17 protein-coding genes and 1 other RNA gene are annotated in these 21,489 nt (G+C 71.2%); 10 read left to right on the top strand and 8 right to left on the bottom strand.

What is annotated here, in order from left to right:
* Positions 1-64 precede the first annotated feature (64 nt).
* The 4 genes from aroA to hisN all read left to right on the top strand — a co-directional run bounded on the left by aroA (position 65) and on the right by hisN (position 4,814).
* Entirely contained in the window at positions 65-1,450 is a 1,386-nt protein-coding gene (gene aroA / locus OE229_RS13020; protein WP_262138363.1) for a 3-phosphoshikimate 1-carboxyvinyltransferase, read from the top strand.
* Between the two features lie 3 nt (positions 1,451-1,453).
* Positions 1,454-2,500 (top strand): ribosome small subunit-dependent GTPase A, encoded by a 1,047-nt coding sequence (gene rsgA, locus OE229_RS13025; RefSeq protein WP_209135498.1) that lies wholly within the window; start codon positions 1,454-1,456, stop codon positions 2,498-2,500.
* Positions 2,501-2,833: 333 nt separating this feature from the next.
* On the top strand, positions 2,834-4,006 hold the full coding sequence (locus tag OE229_RS13030) for an ABC-2 transporter permease (RefSeq protein ID WP_262138365.1): 1,173 nt from the start codon (positions 2,834-2,836) through the stop codon (positions 4,004-4,006).
* Between the two features lie 19 nt (positions 4,007-4,025).
* Positions 4,026-4,814 (top strand): histidinol-phosphatase, encoded by a 789-nt coding sequence (gene hisN / locus OE229_RS13035; protein ID WP_262138367.1) that lies wholly within the window; start codon positions 4,026-4,028, stop codon positions 4,812-4,814.
* Between the two features lie 18 nt (positions 4,815-4,832).
* On the opposite strand, the gene OE229_RS13040 is transcribed toward hisN, so the two are convergent.
* Positions 4,833-6,392 carry an MFS transporter gene (locus OE229_RS13040; RefSeq protein ID WP_262138369.1) on the bottom strand — a complete coding sequence of 520 codons (1,560 nt, stop codon included), beginning with the start codon at positions 6,390-6,392 and terminating at the stop codon, positions 4,833-4,835.
* A 525-nt stretch (positions 6,393-6,917) separates the two neighbouring features.
* Here OE229_RS13040 and OE229_RS13045 point away from each other — a divergent pair.
* The 5 genes from OE229_RS13045 (at position 6,918) to OE229_RS13065 (ending at position 15,509) form a co-directional block, all read left to right on the top strand.
* The gene (locus OE229_RS13045; protein WP_262138371.1) at positions 6,918-9,617 is read left to right on the top strand and encodes a helix-turn-helix transcriptional regulator; all 2,700 of its coding nucleotides are present in this window, start codon (positions 6,918-6,920) and stop codon (positions 9,615-9,617) included.
* Between the two features lie 423 nt (positions 9,618-10,040).
* A complete protein-coding gene (gene glmS, locus OE229_RS13050; protein ID WP_209135489.1) occupies positions 10,041-11,855 on the top strand; it encodes a glutamine--fructose-6-phosphate transaminase (isomerizing) in 1,815 nt (604 codons plus the stop codon).
* A gap of 163 nt (positions 11,856-12,018) precedes the next feature.
* Positions 12,019-12,732, top strand: a complete 714-nt coding sequence (locus tag OE229_RS13055) for a M50 family metallopeptidase (RefSeq protein WP_259578121.1) — start codon at positions 12,019-12,021, stop codon at positions 12,730-12,732.
* A gap of 86 nt (positions 12,733-12,818) precedes the next feature.
* Positions 12,819-14,204 (top strand): O-acetylhomoserine aminocarboxypropyltransferase/cysteine synthase family protein, encoded by a 1,386-nt coding sequence (locus OE229_RS13060; protein ID WP_262138374.1) that lies wholly within the window; start codon positions 12,819-12,821, stop codon positions 14,202-14,204.
* Positions 14,205-15,509, top strand: coding sequence for an LLM class flavin-dependent oxidoreductase (locus OE229_RS13065; RefSeq protein WP_262138376.1), 1,305 nt, complete (start codon positions 14,205-14,207; stop codon positions 15,507-15,509).
* Positions 15,510-15,524: 15 nt separating this feature from the next.
* On the opposite strand, the gene OE229_RS13070 is transcribed toward OE229_RS13065, so the two are convergent.
* The 7 genes from OE229_RS13070 to OE229_RS13100 all read right to left on the bottom strand — a co-directional run bounded on the left by OE229_RS13070 (position 15,525) and on the right by OE229_RS13100 (position 21,058).
* On the bottom strand, positions 15,525-16,355 hold the full coding sequence (locus OE229_RS13070; protein ID WP_262138378.1) for a hypothetical protein: 831 nt from the start codon (positions 16,353-16,355) through the stop codon (positions 15,525-15,527).
* Positions 16,356-16,517: 162 nt separating this feature from the next.
* Positions 16,518-16,894: a transfer-messenger RNA gene (gene ssrA, locus OE229_RS13075) on the bottom strand.
* A gap of 95 nt (positions 16,895-16,989) precedes the next feature.
* The gene (gene smpB / locus OE229_RS13080) at positions 16,990-17,466 is read right to left on the bottom strand and encodes an SsrA-binding protein SmpB (RefSeq protein WP_027465851.1); all 477 of its coding nucleotides are present in this window, start codon (positions 17,464-17,466) and stop codon (positions 16,990-16,992) included.
* A 130-nt stretch (positions 17,467-17,596) separates the two neighbouring features.
* The gene (gene ftsX, locus OE229_RS13085) at positions 17,597-18,511 is read right to left on the bottom strand and encodes a permease-like cell division protein FtsX (RefSeq protein ID WP_027465852.1); all 915 of its coding nucleotides are present in this window, start codon (positions 18,509-18,511) and stop codon (positions 17,597-17,599) included.
* Positions 18,508-19,263: a cell division ATP-binding protein FtsE gene (gene ftsE / locus OE229_RS13090; RefSeq protein WP_017888215.1), complete on the bottom strand. Its 756-nt coding sequence runs from the start codon at positions 19,261-19,263 to the stop codon at positions 18,508-18,510. Before ftsE ends, ftsX begins: the two co-directional genes overlap by 4 nt.
* A gap of 61 nt (positions 19,264-19,324) precedes the next feature.
* Entirely contained in the window at positions 19,325-20,434 is a 1,110-nt protein-coding gene (gene prfB, locus OE229_RS13095; RefSeq protein WP_182065640.1) for a peptide chain release factor 2, read from the bottom strand.
* Between the two features lie 129 nt (positions 20,435-20,563).
* Complete coding sequence (locus OE229_RS13100; RefSeq protein ID WP_262138379.1) at positions 20,564-21,058, bottom strand: GNAT family N-acetyltransferase; 495 nt, start codon at positions 21,056-21,058, stop codon at positions 20,564-20,566.
* Positions 21,059-21,174: 116 nt separating this feature from the next.
* On the opposite strand from OE229_RS13100, the gene OE229_RS13105 reads away from it, so the two are divergent.
* Positions 21,175-21,480, top strand: coding sequence for a hypothetical protein (locus OE229_RS13105; RefSeq protein WP_259578131.1), 306 nt, complete (start codon positions 21,175-21,177; stop codon positions 21,478-21,480).
* The last annotated feature ends 9 nt before the right edge of the window (positions 21,481-21,489 follow it).

The following is a 21,489-nucleotide window of genomic DNA, read 5'->3' on the forward strand; positions in this document are numbered from 1 at the left end:
GCTCTCGTGCGAGTGTTGCTGTCGCCACTGATCCTCCCGGTGCGTTCAGTACCCTGGTGAACCGATGGCAGACACGACGCATTCCCACAGCGGGGCCCAGCCCGCCGACCCCTGGATCGCCCCGGTCGCAGGGGGTCCGCTCCGCGGCGACGTCGCGCTGCCCGGGTCGAAGTCACTGACGAACCGAGAGCTCGTGCTCGCGGCCCTCGCGGACGGCCCCTCGACGATCCGGCTCCCGCTGCACTCCCGTGACTCGGCGCTGATGATCGCGGGCCTCCGGGCGCTCGGCGTCGGCATCGAAGCGCTCGAGCCGGCGGCCGGCACCGCCCCGAACCCGTACGGCCCGGACCTCAGGATCACGCCCGCCCCGATGCACGGCGCCGTCCGCCTGGACTGCGGACTGGCCGGCACCGTGATGCGCTTCCTGCCGCCGCTCGCCGCCCTGGCCGTCGGGCCCGTCACGGTCGACGGCGACCCCTACGCCCGCAAGCGGCCGATGCACGCCATCGTGCAGGGACTCGTGGACCTCGGTGTCGACGTCACGGACGACGGCGGCGGTTCGATGCCGTTCTCGTTCACCGGCACCGGCTCGGTTCGCGGCGGCGCCCTGACGATCGACGCGTCGGCGTCCTCGCAGTTCGTCTCCGGGCTGCTGCTGTCGGCCCCCCGCTTCGACGAGGGCCTGCACCTCACCCACGTGGGCGAACGCCTGCCGAGCATGCCGCACATCGAGATGACCGTCGCGGCACTCCGTGCCCGCGGCGTCCGCGTCGAGGAGCCGGCGGTCGGCGAGTGGGTCGTGCACCCCGGCCCGATCGGCGTGCGTGACGTCACGATCGAACCCGACCTGTCGAACGCCGCGCCGTTCGCGGTCGCCGCGCTCGTCGCCGGCGGCACGGTCCGCATCCGCACCTGGCCCAGCGAGACGACGCAGGTCGGCGCCGACCTCGAGACGCTCCTGCCCCTGTGGGGGGCGAGCGTGGCCCGTGACGGTGACGACCTGGTCGTCGACGGCGGCGTCGGGATCCGGGGTGGGGCCTCCTTGCCGGGTCTCGAACTCGACCTGAGCCGCGGCGGCGAACTCGCACCGGCGCTCGTCGCGCTGGCCGCGCTGGCGGACGGACCGAGCGAGATCACCGGGATCGGGCACCTGCGCGGGCACGAGACCGACCGCCTGGCCGCGCTGGCGGCGGACCTCAACCGGTCTGGAGGCGCGGTGCACGAACTCGACGACGGCCTGCGGATCGAGCCGGCGCCGCTCCACGGCAGCGCCTGGGGCGCGTACGACGACCACCGGATGGCGACCGCGGGGGCGATCGTGGGCCTCGTCGTCGACGGCGTCGCCGTCGACGACATCGGGTCGACCGCGAAGACGCTGCCGCAGTTCCCGGAGCTGTGGGCGGCGCTCGTGGCGTCCTCGGTGGCCGCTGCACCGGTGAGCGGGGACTGACGCATGAGCTGGTGGGACGACGTCGACGGCGACGACTCCGACGCGGACGAGCCGTACGGGCAGTACGACGAGTCGAGCGTGCGGGTGCGCCCGAACCCGAAGGGCAACCGACCGCGCACGAAGACCCGTCCGACGTACGACGACGCCCCGGTCGGCTGGGTGACGAACGTCGACCGCGGGCGGTTCGGCGTGCTGATCGACGACCACGTCATCACCGCGACGAAGGCCCGCGAGCTCGGCAAGAAGTCCGTCGTCACGGGCGACCACGTGTCGCTCGTCGGGGACGTCTCCGGCGACCCGGGCTCGCTGGCACGCATCGTGAAGGTCGCCGAGCGCACCACCCTGCTGCGGCGGAGTGCCGACGACTCCGACGAGGTCGAGCGCGTCATCGTGGCGAACGCCGACCAGATGCTCATCGTGGTGGCCGCCGCCGACCCCGAGCCGCGCACCCGCCTGATCGACCGGTACCTGGTGGCCGCGTTCGACGCCGGGCTCGACCCGATCCTCTGCATCACGAAGACCGACCTCGCCGACCCGGCCCCGTTCCTGGCGCACTTCGCGTGCCTGGACCTTCGGATCGTGACGAGCCGATCGGACGACGTCCCGTTCGAGGCGCTGCACGAGCTCCTCGACGACAAGGTGACCGTGACCGTCGGGCACTCCGGTGTGGGCAAGTCGACCCTGGTGAACGCCCTGACCGGGTCGACGCGCGCGATCGGCGTCGTGAACTCCGTGACCGGCCGCGGGCGGCACACGTCGTCGTCGTCGATCGCGCTGCGGGTCCGTGACGGCGGGTGGATCATCGACACGCCGGGTGTGCGGTCGTTCGGCCTGGGGCACGTCGACCCCGCGAACGTCTTCCGGGCGTTCGCGTCGCACGCCGTGCCGGTGCTGCCCGCGCGGGACGGCATCCCGCTGGCGCAGGCGCACGACTGGGAGATCGTCGACCGCGTGCAGGACGGGGAGCTCGGGCCGACCGGCGTCGAGCGGCTCGACTCGTTCCGGGCACTGCTCACCGGGATGGGCGCGTCCGACCCCGGTTCCGAGTAGCCCGCCGGGCGATGTCGGCCGGGCGGTCGGTGCTGATCGGCGCTGGTCGGCCGACTGGTCACGACATCCCGCGATGTGTGCGTCGAGCGGTCACGAACTGTCGGCTGGCGCGGCGGCACCCGACAGTTCGTGACCATCCGGGCATCGGCGCGCGGTGCGTCGTGACCACTCCGGACGCCCCCCTCGCACCGTGCGAGGGGCGCACGAATGGTGCGAGGTTGTGCACTCCGCGGGCTCGCGCACCTCGCACCGAGTGGGCAACCGCGCACCGGACGACGCCTCGGCACCGGGTCGGCGTCGACAAGCGCGCATCGAGGTTGTACTGTTGCGGTCGTGTCTGAAGTTGCAAAGTACAACTTTGCGCCGACTCCCGCTGTCGACGCCCCGTCCCCGAGCACGACGACGACGTCGCACGCGCATCACTCCCCCACCCACAAGTCCGCACGAGCCCCGAAGCCGCAACGGTCCGACAGCGTCCTGCGCCCCGCCGGGCTCGGTCGCGTGCTGCTGACGTTCGCCTCGCACATCCTCGTGCCGCTGTTCCTGGCCGCAGGCATGGGCCTGGCCTACCTCGGTGCCTTCCACGCCCCGGCACCGCGGGAACTGCCCGTCGGCATCGTCGGCCAGGGCGCGGCCACCCAGGTGTTCGCCCAGACCGTGACCGACCAGTCGAACGGCGCCCTCGTGGCCCACGTCGTGGCCTCGACGAAGGCGGCCGAGCAGCAGGTGCGCGACCGCGACCTCGCCGCCGTGTACGCGCCGACTGCGGCGGGTGCCACGCTCTACGTCTCGACCGCCGCGTCGGAGACCACCGCGAGCGCAGCGCAGAAGGTGTTCCTGCCGATCGCCTACGACCAACACGTGCCGTTCCGGGTCGTCGACGTCGTGCCGACGGGCGACCAGGACACCACCGGCCAGGGGCTGTTCTTCCTGCTCGTGGCGCTGAGCGTCGGTGGGTACGCGTCCGCGATCGCCGTGGCCTCGGTCGCGACGAAGCTCCGTGCCGTGTGGACCGCGGTCATCGGGCTCGCCACCGCGGGGGTCGTCGCCGGCATCGGCGTGATCGTCGCCGGACCGATCTACGGCGTCATCACCACCCACCACTGGCAGGTGTTCCTGTTCGCCTGGCTCTACGACGCGATCATCGTCGCGCTCGGCGTCGGGCTCCACCCCGTGCTCGGACGGTGGACGACCCCGATCCTCACGATGCTGTTCGTGATGCTGAACTTCACGTCGTCCGGCGGGATCTTCCAACCGGCGTTCCAGCCCGGGTTCTTCGCCGCCCTGCACACCTTCTGGAGCGGTGCCGCGTGGCTGCAGGCCGCACAGGACCTGCAGTACTTCCCGGACGCCTCGCTCGGCCGGTCGTCGCTCGTGCTCGCCCTCTGGCTGGCCGCCGCGCTCCTGCTCTGCGTCGTCGTGCACGGACTCGTCGCCCGCCGGACCCGCATCGCCCGTGAGCGCGAGGTCACCCGGCTCGAGGAAGAAGAGGTCGTCGCCGCGTAGCGACGGTAGGTTGGGCGACGTGGACCTCAGCGCCGACCTGGACTTCGCCCGCTCCCTCGCCGACACCGCCGACGCGATCAGCCTCGAGCGCTTCCGTGCCGCCGACCTGCACGTGACGAAGAAGGCCGACAGCACGCACGTCACCGACGCCGACCAGGCCGTCGAACGGGCACTGCGCGAGCGGCTCGCCGCCGAGCGACCGGACGACGCGTTCCTCGGCGAGGAGACGACGGCGGACACCGGGGCCGAGGCTGTCAGCGAAGGACACCGCCAGTGGGTGGTCGACCCGATCGACGGCACCGCCAACTACCTGCGGGGCGTGCCGGTGTGGGCGACCCTCATCGCGCTCGCGGTCGACGGCCGCCCGGTGCTCGGCGTCGTCAGTGCGCCCGCCCTCGGCAAGCGCTGGTGGGCGGCCGAGGGCTCCGGCGCGTTCTCGCTGGACGGACCGCTCCGGGTCTCCGGGGTGGCCGAGCTCGGGGACGCGAGTCTGAGCTACAACAGCATCCAGCAGTGGGACGACGACGACCGCCTCGAGCCACTCGTCGACTTGTCGCGCCGGGTCTGGCGCACCCGGGCCTACGGCGACATGTGGTCCTACATGATGGTGGCCGAGGGCGTCCTCGACGTCGCCGGCGAACCGGACCTGAAGCCGTGGGACATCGCGGCCCTCGTCCCCATCGTCGAAGAGGCCGGCGGCCGCTTCACCTCGCTCGACGGCGATCCCGGGCCGTGGCACGGCAGCGCGCTCGCCTCGAACGGCCTGGTGCACGATGCCGTCGTCGAGGTCATCCGTCGCGACTCCTAGGCCCGGTCGGCGGGCCGGTCAGCCGCGATCGGCGGACCCCGGCGCGCCGGTCCGGTCGGCGGACTCAGCAGCGGCGTCCGAGCCCTCGGACTCCCCGTCCGGCCGCCGCGCCGCGCGACGACGCGCCACCAGGTCCGCGCCGGCCAGCGCGAGCGCGAGTGCCATCAGCGACACCGTGAACGTCGTGCCGCTGCGGAAGGCGTCGTGGTAGGCGTCGAGACGCCCGCCCGACCCGCCCGAACCCGACCCTGCCGCCTCGCTCCGCACGATCCCGTAGAAGATGCTGGTCGCCACCGCGGTACCGATCGCCGTGCCGACCCGCTGGCCGAGCTGCTGCATCGACCCCGCCACCCCGGACTGCTCGACGGGGATCTCGGCCAGGGTCAGGGTCTGGTTCGGCGACACCACGAACCCGCCACCGAGTCCGCCGACCAGGAACGCGCCCGCCATCGCCCACGGGGTGACCTCCGGTGGGGTGACGACGGCGGCGACCATGAGCAGCAGGAAGCCGACGACGACCATCCCGAGCCCGGCGACGACCAGCGCCCGCCCGACCCGGTCGACGATCCGTCCGCCGATGTACGAGCCCACCGCACTCGTCGCGGCGAAGGGGATGCTCACCATGCCGGCGAACAGCGGTGAGAGCCCGAGGCCCTCCTGCAGGTACAGCGTGACCATGAGGAACGACGCCGGCAGCGCGGCGAAGTAGACGGCCACGATCGACAGGCCGTTGCGGTACGACGACAGCCGGAACAGCTCGAAGTGCACCACGGGCGACTTGCCCTGCCGCTTGAACCGCTGCTCCCAGAGCACGAACAGCACGAGGAACACCGCGAAGCCGACGAGCCAGAACCAGCGGGTCGCGGAACCACCACCACCGCTGGTCAGCACGAACGGCAGCATCAGGGTGACGATGGCGGCTCCGAGCAACAGGATGCCGACGACGTCCAGTTCGCGGTCCTGCGCCTTCCCCTGGGCGCCCTTCGGCAGCAGGCGGACGGCGAAGAGCAGTGCGGCGATCCCGAGGGGCACGTTCATCCAGAACAGCAGCCGCCAGCCGGACTCCTCGCCGCCGATCGCGATGAGGCCACCGCCGATGGTCGGCCCGAGGGCGGTGGAGATGCCGATCATCGCCCCGAAGAGCCCGAACGCGCGGCCACGCTCCGGCCCGCGGAACAGCTGCTGCACGAGTCCGATGACCTGGGGCATCTGGATCCCGGCGGCGAAGCCCTGCAGGATCCGGGTGACGATCAGGACTTCGATGTTCGGTGCGACGGCGCACAGCAGGCTCGATCCGGTGAACGCGCTGAGCCCCACGATGAACATGACGCGCCGGCTCTGCAAGTCCCCGAGCCGACCCGCGGGCACGAGGGCGAGGCCGAACGCCAGCGCGTACCCCGCGACGATGAGCTGGAGCGACGAGCTGGTGGCCCCGAGGGACTGCTCGATCGAGGGCAGCCCGACGTTCACCTTGGACAGGTCGAGGATCGTCAGGGCCGCCACCGCCACACACACGCCGAAGGCCCGCCACCGGGTGCGGTCATCGAGGCGGGCGTCGGTCGGTTCGGCGTTGGACATCCCGTCCTGGCTACACCTGCGACGACGAACGAGGTCCGGACAGCCCTGTACCCCGGTTGCGTCCGGAGGACCCGGATCGGGGTCAGGAGGGCCGGTGCCACTCCCCCATCGTGGCCCCCCGTACTGGGGGCACCGTTCTGGACATCTGCTCGCGGGAGTCCGCCGCGTGGACCGGTACCTGAGTTATCGTGCTCCAGACGGCAGGTCACGTGATGCGCTCGGATTCCCTAGATCCGGACGGCGGAACAGACCGGTCGTGTTCGTCCGAAGACCCTAACCCGAGGGGTGATACAGACGATGACATCATCGTTCCCGAGCGGAACCGAGTGCACCCACACTCGTCGACCGCATCCAATCCACGACAGTTCCGGCGCGCGCTCAGTCGCCGCCGCTCGTCCGCACTCCGCCACGGTCACCCGCCGTGCAGCAGTCCGGTCCGCCTCCGTGCGCCCCGTCGCCGCGACCCCCGTGTTCGCCGACGCCCTCCTCGCAGCATCCGCCTCCGGACCCGGAGGCCGGTGAGTCATGGCACTCACCGGTCGACGTCTCGAGGTCGACCGGATCGCGACCCTCGCAGTGCTCCCACGGGAGTCCGCGATGGTCGTGGTCGGCGACCCTGGTTCCGGACGCAGCAGCGTCCTCGACGCGGTCTCGAACCGCGTTTCCCTCCCCGTCGTCCGGGTCGGTGTCAACGGGAGTGAATCCCGTTGGCCACTGGCCGGGGTGACCTCCCTGTTCACCGCGCTCGACGACCCTCGAGCGACCGCACACATCGCCCACCTGCTGCAAGCCGGCGGGACCGCGGCCGCCGTGACGGCCGGGCTGGCGGCGGCGCACGACTTCCTCGACGCCGTGCACGCTCTGACCCTCCCGCCGACGCTCGTCCTCATCGACGACCTCGACCGGATGGACGCGGAGAGCCAGGAACTCATCGCGTTCCTCGCCGGACGGCTCGCAGGCACCGCCTTGCGCGTCGTGGCGACGGTCCGCTCGGTGCCGTCGGACGGTCCGCTCGCGGCCCTGCCGACCCTGCGGATCGAACCGCTCGCCGCGGACGAGGCCCTGGTCCTCGCCCGGGACATGGCACCGGCCGAGGCGAACGACGGCGTCCTCGCCGTCCTCGCCGCGGAGACCGGTGGCAACCCCGGCGCGCTCCGCGAACAGCTCGCGGTGCTCACCCGGGAGCAGCTCACCGGCGCGGAGCCGATCGTGCTCCCGCTCCGACCCACTCCGACGACCGAGGCCATCGCGGCACTCGCGCTCGGGCCCGCCGCGGGACGCGATCTGGACGTCCTCGCGAAGCTCGCCCTGGTGCCCGTCGCGAAGACCACGGCGTGGGACCGGGACGAGCTGGACGACCTGGTCGGGGCCGGTCTCGCGACCGTCCGCGGGCAGAGCGTCACCGTCCGGCACCCACTCGTCCGTTCCGCGCTCTACTGGCGGATGCCCGCCCGTGACCGTCGTGCGGCACACGCCGCGCTCGCCGCGGCGAGCGCGGAGACCGACCCGCGGTCGGCCGCGTGGCACCGGAGCTTCGTCGACGACGTCCCCGACGTGGTCGCGCTGCTCCAAGCCGCACGGTCGTACGTCGTGGACGGCAACGTGCACGCCGCGATCGCGCTGACCGAGCGTGCCCTGCACATCGGCGGCGGGACCGAGGACGAGCACGTCGCGCTCCTCGGGGTCGCGGAGGCCATGCTCGGCAAGCGCCTGCTCGGCTTCGCCGCGCGGTACCTCGCGGCGCTCCGTCCGTTCCGGACGACGCCGAACGAGGTCCGTCGGCTCCGGCTGCAGTACTCGGCCGAGTACCTCAGCGGTGACGCCGTGCACGCGGACGAGCTGCTCGTCCCCGTCGACGCGACCGACCCGGCCGAGGTGGACGCCGTCGCCGGGCTGATGGCAATGGTGGCGTGCTTCCGCGCCGAGGCGTGGGAGCTCGACCAGGCCAAGGACCTGCTGCACCGGATCGAACCGCTCGAGGGGTCGGCGTCCGCGCACACCCTCGAGATCGCGACGACCGCGCGGGAGCTCATCGCCGCCGTGGACGGCGTACTTCCGCCCGACACCGAGCTGCACGACGGGCTCGCGACGTCGGAGCTCGTGGCGATGTCGGACCCGGCCCTGCTGCTCCTCGCCCACGCGCTGAGCATCGGCGAGCGCTACCGGAGCGCGCGACGAGTGTTCGCACTCGTGCTCGCCCGGGGGCAGGAGACCGCGGCGGTGTGGACCGAGGCGGCCCGCTACCTGACGGCCGAGAACGAGGTGCGCTCCGGCAACTTCCGGCAGGCGCTCCGCGCGATCGACGTGTGGGAATCCGGTTCGTCCGTCGCCGAGCGGTTGCGTGAGCCCTCCCGGGCGATCGCCGTCGCGTGGCGGCACTTCGCCGAGGGCCGTTCCGCCGAGGCGCTCGACGTCGTGGACCGGTGCCTCGAGCACCGATCGACGAGTCGTCTCTGGGGAGCCACGGCGAAGCTGCACGCGCTCCGCGGCAAGGTCCTGCTGCTCGACGGCCGCCTCGACGAGGCCGCCACCGCGCTCGAGGCCGCCGACGCCGTCGGTCGGTCGCTCCGGAACCCCGCGGTGCTCCGACACCTCGGCGACCTCGTCGAGGCGTACGTGCGCCTCGGACGGATCGACGACGCGCGCACGATCACGGCCCGCCTGGCGGCGGACCACCATGCCCGTCCCGGGCGCTGGGGTGCCCTGGTGCTGGCGCGGAGCCTCGCACTCGTCGCCGACGACACCACCCGCGAGCCGGCCCGTCGCCGCGCGCTGGAACTGTTCCAGCCGCACGACTCGCAGTACGAGCGGGCTCGCACGTTCGCCGCGCTGGCCGCGGTCGGCAACCCGGCGGAACGTCCGCGTCTCGGCGCGGCGGCCGCAGCGGCGTACGAGGCGGCCGGCCTGCGTCGACCGCTGGTGACGCCGGCACCGGCTGCGGCGATGCCGCAGTTCGGCACGGGCTCGTCGTCGATCCGGTCCGCACCGGCGCTCTCGCCGGCGTTCCCCGGGACGCCGCGCAGTGCCCCCGACGCGTCGGCGGTGCTCACGTCGCTGACCGCCGAGGAGCGTGCGGTGGTGCAGAAGGTCACCGAGGGGTACCGCAACCGCGAGATCGCCTCGTCGCTGTTCATGTCGCAGCGCACTGTGGAGCTGCGGCTCACGCAGATCTACCGCAAGGTCGGCGCGCGGTCGCGATCGCACCTGGTCGCGCTGCTCACGTAGGAGACGCACCACAGGACGCACAGGAGGCCCGGTACCAGCTGGTACCGGGCCTCCTGTCCGCGCGCCCTCCGTTCGCTGTCACGGCGGTTGCGGGAGTCCGCACGCGACCGCAGCGCGGAGTGCCCCGCACGCGGGGAACCGCAAGAGCGTCCGACGGGTGTTGCCGTGCGGTCGGCGGCGGGTGAGGCTTCTCCTGCACCGACCGCCGTGCCCCTCCCCCGGGGGCCAGCCCGCGCTACCCGAGTCCGGTACCCGAACCCCTCGGCCCAACGACACCGACGTCCGTCCTCGCCTGATCCGAGGACGGGCGTCGGTTCCCGGGCCGGGAGGCCCCGGACGCGCGGCAGACCCGACGGCGGTCGGTGCCGCACCAGTCCCGACCTCCCCGTTCCACCCACCCTCGTTCCCCCGAAGGGACAGCCGATGTGCGGCATCATCGCGGCCCGCGTGTCTGACGACGCGACCCCCTACCTGCTCGACGGACTCGAACGACTCGAGTACCGCGGGTACGACTCCGCCGGCATCGCCGTCCGGACGGCCGTCGGCCGCACCGAGACCATCCGCTCGGTCTCCCGAGTCGGCGACCTGCGCACGCTCGTCGCGGCACGCTCGGGTGACGCGCTCACCGGCGTCGGCATCGGTCACACCCGCTGGGCCACACACGGTGCCGTGCGCGAGGCGAACGCGCACCCGCACGCCGACTGCACGGGCCGGATCTCGATCGTGCACAACGGCATCATCGAGAACGCGGAGCGGCTGCGGCAGACGCTCGAGGCCCAGGGCCACCGTTTCCGGTCCGACGTCGACTCCGAGGTCATCGCGCACCTGGTCGAGCGGTCCCTGGCGGTCGACCCGGACCTGATGCTCGCGGTGCAGATCGCGACGGCGCAGCTCGAGGGCTCGTGGGCGATCGTGGTCCTGGACGCCCGCGACGGCCGCATGGTCGTGGCGGCGGACCGTTCGCCGCTCGTCGTCGCCCGCTCCGGCCGCGGTGACTTCGTGGCGAGCGACATCGGCGCGATCGCCGAGTGGTGCGAGACGTTCGTGGCGCTGCGCGACGGCGACGTCGTGGAGCTCGGTGAGGCCTGGACCTGGTCGTCCGACGGCATCACGGTGCCGGTGCCGTTCCCCACGCCGTCCCCGTTCGCCGCCGCCGCGCTCGACCTCGGCGACCACACCGACCACATGGCGAAGGAGATCGACGAGCAGGCCGACGTCGTCGCGACGATCCTGGACCGGGTGACCCGCCGCACCGCCGACGGCAGCATGTGGGTGGGCCTCGGCCTGGCCGGCTTCCACCGGCTGGCGATCGTCGCCTGCGGCACGTCGCTGAACGCGGGCCAGGTGATCGCGACCGCACTGCGCGGGATCGGCGGCGTGCCGACCGACATCGTCGTCGCGAGCGAGGCCGACCAGGCCGTGCTCGGTCCGGGCACCCTGGTCGTCGCGATCAGCCAGTCCGGAGAGACCGCTGACGTGCTCCGCGCCCTGGACCGGTTCGAGGACCGCCACCCGGTGCTCGCGCTGACGAACAACATGCACTCCTCGCTCGCCCGACGGGCCGACGCCGTGCTGGACTGCCACGCCGGTCCGGAGATCGGTGTCGCCGCAACGAAGACGTTCACGGCGCAGGTCGTCGTCGGCGTCGCGGCGATGATCTCCGCGATGGTCGCCTCCGGCCGGATCGAACCGTCGCGCGCGCAGGTGCTCGTCGACGAGCTGCTCGACCTGCCGGCACGGATCGAGCACGCCGCGCGGGTATCAGCCGAGCGGATGCCGCTGCTGGTGTCGAGTGTCAAGGAGGCGACGGGCTTCCTGTTCCTCGGCCGCGGCGCCGGACTGCCGTACGCCGCCGAGGGCGCCCTGAAGCTCAAGGAGCTCAGTTACCGCTGGGCCGAGGCCTACCCAGCCGGCGAACTCAAGCACGGGCCGCTCGCGCTGGTGGACGACGGCACCCCGGTGGTCGTCATCGACCACGGTGAACCGAAGATCCGGTCGGCGATCGCCGAGGTCCGGGCCCGTGGCGGCTTCGTCATCACGATCGGCGGCGAGTCCGCGGACATCCCCGCGCTCGGCCGCCGTGGCACCGGCGACCTGGCCTGGGGTGCGATGACCGCGCCGTGGGGTCCGCTCGAGGCCGTCGTACCGCTGCAGATGCTGGCCCGCGAACTGGCCCTGCAGCTCGGGTGCGACGTCGACAAACCACGGAACCTCGCGAAGTCGGTGACGGTCGAATAGCCGGGCGCCGACGCGTGAACCGCCTGACGGTCTTCCTCGCCGTCCTCACCGCCCTGGCGATCGCCGGCACCGTGGTCCTGGTCACGGTGGTGCTGACGACGCCCGTGCTCCCCTGACGCCGAGCCCGCAGGGTCTTCCTGGGCGGGGCTGCGATGCTGGTCACTTGACCACCGCAGCCCCGCCCCTCGTCTTCGTCGCGCTCCTCGTCGGCGCCGTCCTGCCGTTCGTGCCGTTCGTCGGCCGGGTGGCCCGCATCGCCGCGACCATCGCGCACGAGGTCGGGCACGCGATCGTCGTCGTGCCGTTCGGCGGGCGGATCCAGCGGATCGAGCTGCACCCGGACGGGTCCGGCGAGGCCTGGGTCCAGCTCGGCCGGGTGCCCGGCGGCATCCGGTGGCTCGTCCGGATCCTGAACCTGTACGCCGGCTACAGCGCACCCCTGTGGGCGGGGGTGCTCCTGGTGACCGGGGTGCTGCACGGCTCCCGCTGGCTGCCCGTGGTGGTGCTGGCGATCATCGGGCTCGTGGCGCTGGCGTTCGTCCGGAACTGGTTCGGCCTGCTCGTCGTGCTCGGCTTCGACGCGCTCGCCCTGTGGGTGGCCTTGCGCCCGTCCGAGGCCACCGTCCTGGTGGTCGCCGCCGTCGGGGCGTTCTTCGTCGTCGACGGCCTGCGCTCCGTGGTGCAGGTCGGTCGCTGGCTGGTCACCGGCGCCCGGGTACAGACCGACTTCCACATCGCCGCGGCCGAGATGCGGGTGCCGGCGTCCCTGTGGTTCGTGCTGTTCGTCGTCGTGAACGCCGTCGCCGTGTGGCTGGCGCGCGAGCCGCTGCTCCAGGTCTGGGACACCGTCGCCACCGGGGTCCGCTCGCTCGTCTGAGGCTGCTCGCGTAACCGGGGGCCGCAATCGCCAGTCCGCGCCGAGGGGCTGCGAGGCTACCGCCAGACGACCCCCGGAGGTGTCCCATGGCGACCGACGACCACGGCTTCGCGACCGAGCAGGTACACGGCGGCTTCGTGCCCGACGCCGGGCACGGCGCCCGCGTCCCCGCGATCCACATGTCCTCCGGGTTCCTGTTCGACGACTTCGACCAGGCCCGCGACCGCTTCGCCGACACCGACGACGGCTACACCTACACGCGCCTCGGCAACCCCACGAACGCCGACGTCGAGCGTCGCGTGGCGCTGCTCGAACGCGGTGTCCAGGCGATCCTGGTCGGCAGCGGCCAGGCGGCGGCGGCCGTGGCGTTCCTCGGTCTGCTGCAGGCCGGCGACCACGTCGTCAGCGCCCGGAGCATCTACGAGGGCACCCGCGGGCTGCTGCTGCAGAACCTCGGACGGCTCGGCATCGAGGTCGACTTCGTCACCGACGCCCGCGACCTCGACGCCTGGGCCGCCGCGGTCCGACCGAACACGAAGGCGTTCTTCGCCGAGACCATCCCGAACCCGAAGAACGACGTCCTCGACATCACCGGCGTCGCGGAGACCGCGCACCGCGCCGGCGTCCCGCTGATCGTCGACAACACCCTCGCCACGCCGTACCTGGTGCGCCCGGTCGAGCACGGTGCCGACATCGTCGTGCACTCGGCGTCGAAGTTCCTGTCCGGGCACGGAGCCGGACTCGGCGGCGTGGTCGTCGACGGCGGCCGGTTCGACTGGACCGCCGCCCCCGAGCGCTGGACGCACCTGACCAGCCCCGAACGGTCCCTCGGCGGCGAGAGCTACGTCGAGCGGTACGGCAACCGGGCGTTCGCCGTGTTCGCCCGCGACGTCGTCGCCGCACGCATCGGTCCGGCGCCGTCCCCGTTCAACGCGTTCCTGCTCCGGCAGGGCATCGAGACGCTGTCGCTGCGTGTGGAACGCCACTGCGCGAACGCGCTGGCCGTCGCGTCCTGGCTGGACCAGCAGCCGGAGGTGACAAGCGTCGACCACGCGGGCCTGGCCTCCAGTCCCTTCCACGACCTCGCCCGACGCTACCTGCCCCGCGGAGCAGGGTCCGTCTTCGCCTTCACGCTCGCCGGTGGCGAAGCCGCCGCGCGGGCGTTCATCGACGCCGTGCAGCTGTTCAGCCGGATGACACACCTGGGCGACGTCCGCTCGCTGATCCTGCACCCGGCGACCACCACGCACGCCGGCCGCACGCCGGAAGAGCGAGCCGAGCAGGGCATCGACGACGGCTTGATCCGCCTGTCGGTCGGCATCGAGGACGTCGCGGACCTGCTCCGCGACCTGGAACGCGGGCTCGCCGCGGTGCGGTCCGCAGACGCAGCCACCGGCCTGGAGGCGCGAGGAGCGTCGGACGCGCACCGCACGGCAGTCGGTGGGCAGGCCCTCGACCGGCAGGAGCGCTGAATGGCCGAGCTGCAGCACTTCGGGTACTTCTTCTCGCGCGGCTTCGGCCCGCAGGCGTGGGGACGGTCCGACTGGGACTGGGGGCACGACTGGACGAAACCGGACCTGTACCAGCAGTCCGTCCGGACGCTCGAGCAGGCCGGCATGGACCTGGTCATCGCCGAGGACGCCGTCTCGCTCGGCTCCCCCGCGACCCTCGACCTGCGCATCCGGCAGGCGTACGGCGGCCCGAAGCACGACCCTCTGCTGCTCGCCCCGTACCTGTTCGCCGCCACCTCGCACATCGGCATCGCTCCGACCGTCAACGCGGGGATCACCCCGCCGTACCTGGCGGCCCGGCAGTTCGCGACCCTGGCGCACCTGTCCTCGGACCGGCTCGGGATCAACGTCGTCACCGACGTCGGCAGCGCACGGCACGCCGGCCTGCCGCCGCTGCCGCACGACCAGGCGTACGACCGCGCCGAGGAGTGGATCACCCTGCTCCGCCGGCTCTGGCACTCGTGGGGTGACGCGTACGTCGGCGCACCGGACTCCTGGCACTTCGCGGACGGCGACGCCCTGGACGCGTTCCATCACGAAGGCGCCCACTTCACCGCGGACGGTCCGCTCAACGCCCTGCCGCTGGCGTCGGACCCCGTGGTCGTCTCCCCCGGTGGCTCGGGTCGAGGGCTCGCGTTCGCTGGCACCCACTCGGACGTGCAGCTCGCGCTCGCGCCGCTGTCCGCCGACGCGGTGACGGACTACCGCGCCCGGGTGCTCGCGGCTGCGGAAGCCGCAGGGCGGTCGACCGCGGACCTGCGGATCCTGTTCGTGCTCAAGCCCGTGATCGTGTCCTCGCCGGAGGAGGCCGACCGCATCGTCGCGGCATCCGAGCACCCCTCCGACGACGCGCTGCGTGCGGCGGCGATCGCGTGGTCGAGTGACTCCGAGACCGACCTGCTCGCGCTGGACCTGGACGCACCGGTGCCCGACGGGACCTTCGGCGAGCACGTCTCGGCCGGCACGATCCGCGGGCTGCTCGGGGACACCCCGGACGCACCGCTGCGCGAGCTGCTCACCCGCAAGGCGCGGCAGGGGCGGATCCGGTCACGCTCGGGTTTCGTGGGGACCGCCGATGAGTTCGCGGACTTCATCGAGGAGCTCGGCAGCGACGCCGACAACGACGGCATCATCTTCTCGGGCGACCTGCACCCGGCGCAGATCCACCGGATGCTCGGCGACCTGGTGCCCGTGCTCCGGCGCCGTGGGCTCCTGCGACGGGAGTACGGCGCCGGAGGGATCCGGGCGAACCTGTTCGACTTCTAGCGGGGCGGCTGCGAGCTACTGCTTCTTGGACTTCTTGGAATCGTCCTGCTTCTTGGACTTCTTCTTGAGGTCGTCCTGCTTCTTGGACTTCTTCTTGACGTCGTCCTTCTTCTTGGACTTCTTCTCGTCGTCGTCCTTCTTGGACTTCTTCTTGGACTTCTTCTTCTCGTCGTCCTGCTTCTTCGACTTCGCCTTGCTCGCACCCGCCGGCAGCGGCAGGACGGCCGACACGGCCTCCGGCGACTCCACCCCGTCGATCGGCTCGACGACCACTGCCGAGCCGGTGTCCAGCTCGACGTCGACCGCGTGCTCCTCGAGCACCGGTGCCAGGGCATCGGCGACCCGCTCGACCGACAGGACCGCGTCCGCCTCGGCCAGTCGGAGCAACGCCTGCGCGGTCCGCACCCGGGTGGTCGTCTTGCGCTCGAGGACGTCGGACCGCGCCCCTTGAAGGAACGTGCGCAGCGCGCGTTCCACGGTGGAACGCCCGCGCGGGGCAGCGCGGTCGAGCCGATCGAGTTCCCCGGCGACGCCGGAGACGTCGTCGGCGACGTGCTCGTGGCGGACCGACTCGATGAGCGCGGCGATGGCGGCCGCGGCACGTTCGACCCCGGCGGAGCGCTGGTCGAGCACGACGAGCATCTCGACCACCGAGCCGTACGTCACGGTCTCGAGCCGCACCGGTTCGGCACCACGACCGCGCACGACCAGGCGGGTGTCGGGGTTCGGCAGCCATGTGGCGAGGGCGGCGACCGTGGCGACGGAGCCGACGATCCGCTCGTACTCGCTGAGCACCACTCGTTCCTGCTCCCGCAGACGGACACGGATCGCGATCTCCTGCACCACGTGCTGACCTCTCGTTCGGGTTCGACGCGAGCGTGTTCTGCGCGCCTGTTCCGGAGCGTAGTCCTCGGACGTGGCGGAACAGCGAACGCCCCGGCACTGTCCAGGGGACGGTGCCGGGGCGTTCAGGTGGCGCAGCATGACAGCGGCTCGTCGTCCGGCGAATGGTGGAGATGGGGGGAATCGAACCCCCGTCCATCGCTGCAATTCGACGTCTTCTACGGGCGTATCCGGATGGTTCGTTCTGCTCGGCCCCGTCCTTTGCTACCGGCTTCTAGGACGACGGGCCCAGTCTCAGTGCAAGTCCCGCACGGCCCTGAGGCGCAACCGTGCAGCAAGTCCTCTGGATGACGCCGGGATCAGGTTAGAAGACGGTCACCTGGCCGACGGACTTCATGTGCTGGGCTGCTTACGCAGCGAGAGCGAAGTCAGTGCGCTTGGAATTGGCACTTGTTGTTTTCCACGGATCGTTAACGAGATAACCGTGGGTCCTCGGCCCGCTTCCCGTCGGCACACAGGCAATGTCGAAACCGATCATCCCCATGCGGGCCGGACGTGCGAGCCGCTGTCACGCTGTTCAGTTGCCAATGCTCCTGTCGGAGCAGTCCCTCAGTCTAGCCGAGGAGGCGCATCGGCGCTACTCGCCGACGCGGTTCCGGGTGCGCATGGCCCGCTCGGCCTCACGCTTGTCGGTCTTCTCGCGCAGGGCCTGACGCTTGTCGAACTCGCGCTTGCCCTTCGCCACGGCGATCTCGATCTTGGCGCGACCGTCGTGGAAGTAGATCTGCAGCGGCACGAGGGTGTAGCCGCCCTGGGCAGTCTTGTGCGAGATCTTCACGATCTGCTGCTTGTGCAGGAGCAGCTTGCGCTTCCGTCGGGGCGAGTGGTTGTTCCACGTGCCCTCGGTGTACTCCGGGATGTGTACGGCGTCGATCCACGCTTCGCCACCGTCGATGTAGGCGTACCCGTCGACCAGGGACGCGCGCCCCATCCGCAGCGACTTCACCTCGGTGCCGGACAGGACCATGCCCGCTTCGTACGTGTCCTCGATGAGGTAGTCGTGCCGGGCGCGACGGTTCGTCGCGACGATCTTCTCCCCGCGTTCCTTCGCCATGACGACTCCTCTCGATGGTGACCGGTGCAGTGCGCTGCACGGGTGGTTCCGCGCAGCCCCACAGACTACTCAACACGAAGCGGGCGGCGCACCTTCCCGGCGCGCCGCCCGTTCGCGGATGCTGGCTGCGTCAGACCTTCAGGTACCGGCGGATGGCGATCGACGCCGACGCCGCGGCGAGGAGCACCCCGATCACGATCACCGCCGGGACCACGATGGCCGCGTCGCCCATGCCGATGAACGCCGTGCCGGTGAAGCGCTCCGCCAGGAAGTTCCGGACGAAGAACCAGACCACGGCGGTGATCGCGCCTCCGGCCAGGACGGCTCCGATGGCGGCGGCGATCACCCCCTCGAGCACGAACGGTGTCTGGATGAACCGGTTCGACGCACCGACGAGCCGCATGATGCCGAGCTCTCGCCGTCGACTGAACGCCGACAGGCGGATCGTCGTCGCGATGAGCAGCACCGCCGCCACGAGCATGAGCGCCGCGATGCCGATCGCCGTGTACGACGAGGCGTTGAGCAGGTTGAAGATCGGCTGCAGGTACCCGCGTTGATCGACGACGCTCTGCACGCCGGCGACCTTCGACAGGCTCTCGACCAGGACGTCGGCCTGCGAGGGGTTCTTCAGGTTCACCCAGAAGGTCTCGTTCAGGTACTCCGGCTTGACGAACTCCGTCGCCGCCGAGTCCTTGAACTGCTCCTTGAAGCGGGTGAATGCCTGGTCCTGGTTCTCGTAGTAGGTCTTCTCGATGTACGGCTTGAGCGTCGACGAGTCGAGCTGCGCCTGGACCTGCTCGCGCTGGTCCGCGGTGGCCTTCGCGCCGGTGCAGTTGCCCGTGGTGTCGGTGTCGGTGCACAGGTAGACGGCGACCTGCGCCCGGTCGTACCAGTACCCCTTCATCTGGTTGATCTGCATCTGGAGCAGGATCGCCGTACCGACGAAGGTCAGGGAGATGAAGGTCACGAGGACGACGGAGACGACCATCGACGCATTGCGCCGCAGGCCCGAGCCGACCTCGGACATGACGAGCCCGAGCCTCATCGGATGAGCCCCGGGATCGTCTGGATGCCGGTGGTGTTGGACACGGTGCCTCGCTGGATCGGGACGGCCTGGGTCTGGTAGCCGCCGGACTGTTCGTCGCGCAGGACGGTGCCGTTCGAGAGCTCGATGACCCGACGCTGCATCTGGTTCACGATGCTGGCGTCGTGGGTCGCCATCAGCACGGTGGTGCCTCCCTGGTTGATGCGTTCGAGGAGCGCCATGATGCCGGCGGACGTGGTGGGGTCCAGGTTCCCGGTGGGCTCGTCGGCCAGCAGGATCGCCGGCTTGTTCACGACGGCGCGGGCGATGGCCACGCGCTGCTGCTCACCACCGGAGAGTTCGTGCGGCATGCGGGTGGCCTTGCCGGCGAGACCGACGAGCTTCAGCACGTCGGTCACGGCCTCACTGATGAAGCCCTTGCTCTTGCCGATCACCTGCAGCGAGAACGCCACGTTGTCGAACACGTTCTTGTTCGGCAGCAGACGGAAGTCCTGGAAGACCACGCCGAGGTTCCGGCGGAAGTAGGGGACCTTCCGCGATGCCAGGGACCCGAGGCGCTGCCCGAGCACGTGGATCTGCCCGCTGGTGGGCTTCTCCTCCTTGAGCACGAGGCGCAGGAAGCTGGACTTGCCGGAACCGGACGCGCCCACGAGGAACACGAACTCGCCCTTGAGGATCTCGAGGGTGAGGTTGTCGAGCGCCGGACTCGGGTTGCCCGAGTAGACCTTGGTGACCTGGTCGAATTTGATCATGACCGGATCAGGGTAGGTCGCCCCGCTCGGAAAGCAAGCGAGGCGCGCGGCTCACGAACCCCTACTCGGCGGCGGATTGCTTGCGCCAGCGGATGCCCGCGTTGATGAAGCCGTCCAGATCGCCGTCGAACACGGCTGAGGGGTTGTTCACCTCGTGCTCCGTCCGGAGGTCCTTGACCATCTGGTACGGCGCCAGGACGTAGGAGCGGATCTGGTCACCCCAGCTCGCCGTGATGTTGCCGGCGAGTTCCTTCTTCTTCGCGTTCTCCTCTTCCTTCTTGAGGAGGAGCAGGCGTGACTGCAGCACGCGCATGGCGGCCGCACGGTTCTGGATCTGCGACTTCTCGTTCTGCATCGAGACGACGGTGCCGGTCGGGATGTGCGTCAGGCGCACCGCGGAATCGGTCGTGTTGACGGACTGCCCGCCGGGGCCCGACGAGCGGAACACGTCGACGCGGATGTCGTTCTCGGGGATGTCGATGACCGCGGTCTCCGGCATGAGCGGGATGACTTCGACCGCGGCAAAGGACGTCTGGCGCTTGCCCGCGGCACCGAACGGCGACATCCGCACCAGGCGGTGGGTGCCGGCCTCGACCGACAGCGTGCCGAACGCGTGCGGGGCGTCGATCTCGAACGTCGCGGACTTGATGCCCGCTTCTTCGGCGTACGAGGTGTCCATCACGGTGGTCTTGTAGCCGTGCTGTTCGGCGTACCGGAGGTACATGCGGAGGAGCATCTCGGCGAAGTCCGCCGCGTCGACGCCGCCGGCGCCGGCCCGGATCGTGATGACCGCCGGACGGTCGTCGTACTCGCCGTCGAGGAGCGTCTGCACCTCGAAGTCGCCGATCATCTTCTGAATCGCCTTGAGCTCGGCGAGCGCTTCGTCGGCGGACTCCTGGTCGTCGCCCTCGTTCGCCATCTCGACCAGCACCTCGAGGTCGTCGATGCGCTGCTCGGTGTCGGTGATCTTCTTCAGCTCCGACTGGCGGTGCGAGAGCGCGCTCGTCACCTGCTGCGCGTGGTCGACGTCGTCCCAGAGGTCCTGGGCCCCGGCCTGCTCGCTGAGGTCGGCGATCTCACGCTGCAGGCGGTCGACGTCGACCACCGAGCGGATGTTGCCGAAGGTCTCGCGAAGGGCGGAGAGCTGCTCGGTGAAGTCCAGTTCGACCATGGTCATCGATCCTACCGGCGCGAGTCCGACTCGGCCGACCGGGAGGCCCGGTGTGGGTCCGCCCCGCTGGTCACGGTCCCTCTCCGCGTGCCTCGCACCCCGCCCCGGCCCCGGGTGAGCGGCGCTTCGTCATCCGGGCCTGCGGTGCGACCTGGCGATCGCGTACCGTCGCAGCCGCACGCCCCCGCGGCGCTCGGTCGACAACAGGACGGCGTCGTAGTGCTCCAACACTCCGATGGAGCCGTCGTCGTCATCGCGGCAGACGGCGACCACCGGGTCGATCCCGACGCGCGAGGCGTGCGCGAGCACCTGGCCCAGCGCCCACGTCGCCACGCCCCGGCCCCTCGCCGACGGGCGGATCCCGTACCCGACGTGGCCGAATCGCTGCACGCCGGCCGCGTCTCCCGGGGCCCGGAGCGCGATCCCGCCCAGGACGCGGCCGTCCTCGACGATCCACCAGAGCGCCCCGGGTCTGGCGTGCAGTCGGCCCACCCAGGCGCGGAAGCCGTCCTCGTCGCCGACGTCGTCGTGGGCGGTGATCCCGAAACCGTCCTCGTGCACGCCCGACCCCCACTCGGCATGCGCTTCGGCCCATGCCTCGTACAACGCCGTCTGCGGTCTCACCAACTCGAGCATGTCCAAGTATCACAACGATGCGGGTCGGCCACGAGCCCCCGGTGGACATCGCGTCGGTTGCTTTGACTGCGTCGCGAGAGGCGCTGCCGAGCTACCATCGCGCGGTGGCTGGAACAGGTCTGCTCGCAGCGAGCATCGCGGTGTTGATGGGCACCGTCGCGATCTTCGTGTGGCGTGTACGGGACCCGATCTGGGTGCGTGACGCTCGGCTCACTCAGAACGCCAGTCCCGTGTCCAGTCTGCTCATGCTCGTCTTCGGTGCGCTCGTGACAGCCCTCGTCCTCGCCCTCGGGGTCTTCTGGATCGCAACCGGGCACACCGTCGTCGGGTGGGCGATGGTCTGTCTCGCTGCGACCGCCCTCTCGCACGTCTCGGTCGGCGCCTGGATCCGACGGCGGCCGCTTCCGTAGGCCGGTGGT

This window comes from Curtobacterium poinsettiae (genome assembly GCF_025677645.1).
In the GTDB taxonomy this organism is placed as follows: Bacteria; Actinomycetota; Actinomycetes; order Actinomycetales; family Microbacteriaceae; genus Curtobacterium; species Curtobacterium poinsettiae_A.

Coding starts and splice junctions, on each gene's coding strand:
- aroA (WP_262138363.1), top strand. CDS start 65: ATGGCAGACACGACGCATTCCCACAGCGGGGCCCAGCCCGCCGACCCC.
- rsgA (WP_209135498.1), top strand. CDS start 1,454: ATGAGCTGGTGGGACGACGTCGACGGCGACGACTCCGACGCGGACGAG.
- OE229_RS13040 (WP_262138369.1), bottom strand. CDS start 6,392: ATGTCCAACGCCGAACCGACCGACGCCCGCCTCGATGACCGCACCCGG.
- OE229_RS13045 (WP_262138371.1), top strand. CDS start 6,918: ATGGCACTCACCGGTCGACGTCTCGAGGTCGACCGGATCGCGACCCTC.
- glmS (WP_209135489.1), top strand. CDS start 10,041: ATGTGCGGCATCATCGCGGCCCGCGTGTCTGACGACGCGACCCCCTAC.
- OE229_RS13060 (WP_262138374.1), top strand. CDS start 12,819: ATGGCGACCGACGACCACGGCTTCGCGACCGAGCAGGTACACGGCGGC.
- OE229_RS13065 (WP_262138376.1), top strand. CDS start 14,205: ATGGCCGAGCTGCAGCACTTCGGGTACTTCTTCTCGCGCGGCTTCGGC.
- smpB (WP_027465851.1), bottom strand. CDS start 17,466: ATGGCGAAGGAACGCGGGGAGAAGATCGTCGCGACGAACCGTCGCGCC.
- ftsX (WP_027465852.1), bottom strand. CDS start 18,511: ATGAGGCTCGGGCTCGTCATGTCCGAGGTCGGCTCGGGCCTGCGGCGC.
- ftsE (WP_017888215.1), bottom strand. CDS start 19,263: ATGATCAAATTCGACCAGGTCACCAAGGTCTACTCGGGCAACCCGAGT.
- prfB (WP_182065640.1), bottom strand. CDS start 20,434: ATGGTCGAACTGGACTTCACCGAGCAGCTCTCCGCCCTTCGCGAGACC.